At 50.0% G+C, this 5,084-nt stretch carries 6 protein-coding genes and 1 pseudogene; all 7 read right to left on the reverse strand.

All coding sequences use genetic code 11. The features are described from left to right. A partial coding sequence (locus tag Q0628_RS11795; protein WP_298771235.1) for an ATP-binding cassette domain-containing protein occupies positions 1 to 530 on the reverse strand: 530 nt, incomplete at its 3' end. Positions 531 to 539: 9 nt separating this feature from the next. Beyond that, on the reverse strand, positions 540 to 1,517 hold the full coding sequence (locus Q0628_RS11800; protein ID WP_298771236.1) for an ABC transporter permease: 978 nt from the start codon (positions 1,515 to 1,517) through the stop codon (positions 540 to 542). 63 nt (positions 1,518 to 1,580) lie between these two features. Then, complete coding sequence (locus Q0628_RS11805; RefSeq protein WP_283428698.1) at positions 1,581 to 2,627, reverse strand: ABC transporter substrate-binding protein; 1,047 nt, start codon at positions 2,625 to 2,627, stop codon at positions 1,581 to 1,583. 85 nt (positions 2,628 to 2,712) lie between these two features. Further along, on the reverse strand, positions 2,713 to 3,267 hold the full coding sequence (locus tag Q0628_RS11810) for a hypothetical protein (RefSeq protein ID WP_298771237.1): 555 nt from the start codon (positions 3,265 to 3,267) through the stop codon (positions 2,713 to 2,715). A 230-nt stretch (positions 3,268 to 3,497) separates the two neighbouring features. After that, positions 3,498 to 4,409, reverse strand: coding sequence for a PLP-dependent cysteine synthase family protein (locus Q0628_RS11815; RefSeq protein WP_298771238.1), 912 nt, complete (start codon positions 4,407 to 4,409; stop codon positions 3,498 to 3,500). Between the two features lies 1 nt (position 4,410). Beyond that, positions 4,411 to 4,728: pseudogene (locus Q0628_RS11820) on the reverse strand (PLP-dependent transferase); the annotation flags it as partial. A 62-nt stretch (positions 4,729 to 4,790) separates the two neighbouring features. Then, on the reverse strand, positions 4,791 to 5,084 hold a 294-nt coding region (locus tag Q0628_RS11825), incomplete at its 5' end, for a B12-binding domain-containing protein (protein WP_298771239.1).

Genomic DNA, 5,084 nt, shown 5'->3' on the forward strand with positions numbered 1-5,084 from the left:
GTCTTCTGGTCCAGTGCGCCGGTGGGTTCATCCGCCAGCAGTATGGAAGGATTGCTCACCAGCGCCCGTGCAATTGCCACGCGCTGCGCCATACCACCACTAATCTGGTGCGGGAAATTCTTTTCGAATCCGCCAAGACCGATTTTTTCGATAAATTCGTGAACCTTATCCTTATTCTGCTTGTAAACGCCCCGAATCTTGAGACCCATCGCGATGTTGTCTTCTACCGTGAGCCACGGGAAAAGGCAACCCTGCTGGAACACGTAACCGCGCTTGGAATCGGGCCCATGCACCGGTTCGCCATCAAGAATAATCTTGCCCTCTTGAACCGGGTCGAGCCCAGCAATCAAGCGCAAAAGCGTCGTCTTGCCGCAACCCGATGCGCCCAGAATCGAAATGAATTCGCCCTCAAAAACAGAAAGATTGATATCTTTCAAAATCTGCCGCGGCTCGCCCGTGCGTTCATCGATAAAGGAACGGTTTACATCACGAATCTTCAAGATTTTTTCTTTATCTAAAATATCCGTCATCAAAGCCTCCTATCGTACAACGCCTTTCTGCCAGCGAAGCACATAACGCTGCACCACGCCAACCACCTTCAAAATCGCCGAGAACAGCACAGCCATCACGACAATCGCCGCAAACACCTTATAATACGCACTCCACACCTTCGAAGTATTGATGTAGTAGCCAAGACCACCCGGCTGCCCCATCATTTCGGCCATCACGAGCGTCGTAAAACCAAACGCAGCCGCCGTCATAATGCCCGTAAAAATCTGCGGCATTGCATGCGGAATCGCAATATGGAAAATCTGGTACAGCTGCCCCGCGCCAAAAGTGCGCGAAAGTTCAAACAACGACTTCGGCGTACCCTGCACCCCGTCGGCCGTCATGGTCGCCACCGGGAACCAGGAGCAAATCGCAATCAAGAAAGTCGCCGCCGCAAACGAAGTCGGGAAAAGCGTCAAGGCAAAAGGCATCCATGCCACTGCCGGAATCACGCCGCAAATGTTGAGCACCGGCAAAATCCAGTAGCGAGCCTTCGGATACCAACCAATCAGCACACCAGTCAACACACCCGTCACCACGCCCACCGAAAATCCGGCTACAAAAAGGCGCAACGAGTAAAGTGTATTCTGCCAAATGAATTTGGTATCGCCAATAAAGGCATCCATAATAATCGCAGGCCCAGGGAAAAACGGCTGCGGCAAAAACAGCAACTTGGTTCCGAGAATATCCCATGCCGCAAGAGCCAAGCCAACCGCGAAACGGAACTTCGCGCCCGCGAAAAATTTTGCCACCTTATCTGCACTCGCCTTGCGGACAAACAGCACCACCGTATAGACCGCGTAATAGGCAATAATGGCAAGCAAAACTAAGCGGTATGCCAAATTGTCGTCAACTCTCAACCCGCCAAAAACATATTCCTTGATTCGCACATTTTCGGCCACCTGCGGAAAAAGCAAGTTTACCAAGAAGGCGATCAGGAAACCTGAAATCGTCAAAACAATGTTCATTCAACTCTCCGTAAAATTTTTAAAAATGCGCCCTTGCGGGCGCTAAGCAACAAGGAATTTCGATTACTTGTTCAAATCGACTTCTTCGTACAGGTTCGCGACAAACTGGTCGGGATCCTGCGTGAGGTAGCCAATCTTCTTGAGCTGTTCGCTAAAGTAACGCAAGTCGCCCTTCACGTCGCGGCCAAGAGTCTTGCGCTGTTCCAGCGAAGTGTACACGTAACTCTTAATCAGTTCAACAGCCAGCGGCTTGTCTTCGATTTCGGAATACTTGCCTTCGGCAATAATGTCAACCGTTTCTTCGGGGTGTTCAGCAATCCAGGCTTCGGCCTTGTGAATCGCACGCAAGAGCGCTGCAATCTTTGCCGGTTCTTCCTTCAGAATCTTGGCAGACACATAAATGAAGCAGCAGTAGCGACCGTCAAACACCGGGTCCTTCGCCACATCCATAATCACGTCGGCCTTGCCCGACTTTTCGTAAGCAGAAGCGAGCGGATCCCAAATGGCAGCGGCATCAATCTGGCCCTGTTCCAAAGCTTCAAGAGCCAAGTTGCCATCGGCATAAGGCAAGAACTGCACCTGGTTATCTTCGGGTTTGGTCGAAACGCCACCCAGCGAGAGCCAAAGGCTTGCAGCCTGATGCGGCGTGCCACCGATTTCATCGACAGCAATCTTCTTGCCCTTCAAATCAGCAGCAGTCTTGTAGGGCGAACCCTTCTTTACAAGCACCTTGATGCAACCGATGTGAATACCATCGACAATCTTGATATCGACGCCGTTTTCAATCGCCTGGAAAAACTGGAAGTCGGAATTGGTGAGCGCATAAGTGCCCTTGCTAAGGCCCAGCTTACGCGTTTCGCCATCAGCGGCGATCAACTTGGCATCAATTCCTTCTTCGGCAAAGAATCCCTTTTCCTTAGCCACGTAGAAAGGCGCACCGCACAAGGAACCGTCCAAAATCGGGAGTTCCAAAGTACCGAACTTGAACTGGGATTTTTCTGCCTGCGGGGCTTCCTGTTTTTCCGCTTTTTCGTTACCGCATGCTCCGGCCAACAGGGCAAAGCCAAATGCGAGCAGGGCGGTCAAATAAACTTTGTAGTTGTTCTTCATCGCAAATACCTCTTTCAAAAAAAGGCGCCCCTGAAAATGGACTTCGAATATTTCCAGGAGCGCCAGGTTGTACGGAGAGTACAAATTACTTGATATTTTCTCTCCAAGTAGCGGGCTTGAACAGTTCCTTCAAAGGCAGAAGACGCTTGTCAACGTCAACACCCAAGACAGAATTGAAGTTGTTCGTCGCCTGCATCTGAGCGCCAAAGCCCACGATGATGATAATCTGTTCGTCGGTATAGAACTTGCGCAGTCCTTCGAAAAGTTCGTCAGGAACCTTTGTCGGATCCTTCACGATCTGCTGGCCCAGCTGCTGCAAAAGCTTTTCGTTTTCCGAAGTTTCGAAGTTGTTCGGATCAAGCCCCAGAGCCTTCAAATCGCTAATGAAGAACAGCGAGCAGAGAAGGCAGCCGTTCGTCGTAGAAACCGAGTGTGCAAAAATCGTTGCCGCACGCAGGCCAACCGCCTTTTCGAGGCTTTCCCAAGCATCGTACCAGCCCATGAAAGCCTTGTAGATACCGTAATCCTGGAGCATTACCAACTTCATGTTGGTCACCTTGCCAGCAGCATCCAACTTTTCGTAAGCCGCCTTTGCTTCGCCAGTCAATTCATTCGGTTGTTTTAAATGTACTCTAGCCATTGTTTATACTCTCCTTGTGGTGCTTCGCACCGTTTGTTTTGTTATGCTAGGTTTTATTCCCTACCATTTTTGTAGGCTTTAAGATAGAATAAGAATTCGCCCTTTTCAAGGCATAAACACATACTATTTAACTATGGTTTGTTATAAAAGAAAACTATTACATCTACATCAAAAAAACTCCACCAACCTGGTGGAGTTTTGAAGACAGAGGTAATATCAACTAGTGACTTTTACTCATACAATCCCTTGCTAAAGTAACGGTCGCCGCGGTCGGGGGCTACGAACACGATGTTTCCGCGTGCGCCCGAGGCGATGAGTTTCTTGGCTGCGGTGAACGCGGCACCTGAAGAGGAGCCTGCAATGAGTCCTTCTTTCTTGGCGAGTTCGCGAGCGCCGCCAAAAGCGTCGTCATCGTTGATTTTGATGACCTGATCCACAAGCGACATATCCATGGTGTCGGCGATAAAGTCATTGCCGATTCCTTCGATGTTGTAGTCGCCATGCTCGCCGCCGCCCATAGTAGAGCCGATGGGGTCTGCGAGCACGCCCTTGATGTTTGGGTTCTTTTCCTTGAGCGCCTTAAGGATTCCGCTGAAGGTGCCGCCACTGCCTGCGCCTGCGACCACGTAGTCGATTTGTCCGTCCAAATCTTCGTAGATTTCGGGGCCGGTGGTTTCGTAATGGGCCAGCGGGTTTGCCATATTGCGGAACTGCCTGAGCGAAACAGAGCCCGGAATTTGCGTCAGGAGTTCTTCGGCCTTCTTTTCGGCGCCGAGCATTCCGTCTTCACGTGGGGTGTTGATGAGTTCTGCACCGAGGGCGCGCATGAGCGTCTGCTTTTCTTGCGAGAATTTGGTGGGCACCACGAATATCACGCGGATGCCGCGGTTGAGCGCTGCGAAAGCGATGCCGAGGCCTGTATTGCCTGCGGTGGCTTCGACAATGGTTCCACCCGGTTTCAGGAGCCCCTTTTCAATCGCGTCGTTCACCATGTAAAGGCCGGTGCGGTCCTTCACACTGCCCGAGGGATTCCAGAGTTCCAGTTTCGCAAACAGGTTTACGCCTTCGGGGAGCCCGACATGGTTAAGTTTTACAAGCGGAGTCTTCCCGATTAAAGATTGCATTGATTCATAGTAATGCATATTACGCTTCCTTCGCGGCGTTAATGCCGGCGTTCAAATCCAAGATAATGTCATCGACTTTTTCAATACCTACAGACAAACGAATGAGTCCGTCGGTAATGCCCACCTTCTCACGAATTTCCTTCGGAATAGAGGCATGGGTCATGGTAGCCGGATGGCATACGAGGCTTTCAACACCGCCCAAACTTTCTGCGAGCGTTATAAGCTGAAGCTGCTCGAAAAATTTCTTGTAATCGTACTTGTCGTTAAGAACGAATGAGATCATCGCACCTGCTCCGTCAGCCTGCTTCTTCTGGATCTCATAGCCTACGAGATCGTCAAGCTTGACGCTGTCAGTGTTGTTTATGGGTATGAATTCCAGGTCCTTTCCCTCTTCATGGCTTATGCGGAAGAAATGAGCTGAGGCAGGAAATAAATCTGTTTATCAAACAAATCGCCAACCTTATTAATTGCAGGAATCAGCATCTGATCAATGATGTCTGCCGGTTTGGTACAAAAAGCAAGTTCCTTTTCCACTTCTTTTAAAATACCGTTTCGATTGCCATCTACCACGGCATCAAAAACCTTCGGATTCTTTTTCTTTTCAGATGTTTCTGCTGTATTCCCATTTGGCATTGTTTTTCCTGATGCTGTTCCACTACCTGGCATTTCTGCAGATAATGCTTTTTGGGCAGC

Source organism: uncultured Fibrobacter sp., from assembly GCF_937877005.1.
Lineage (GTDB): Bacteria > Fibrobacterota > Fibrobacteria > Fibrobacterales > Fibrobacteraceae > Fibrobacter.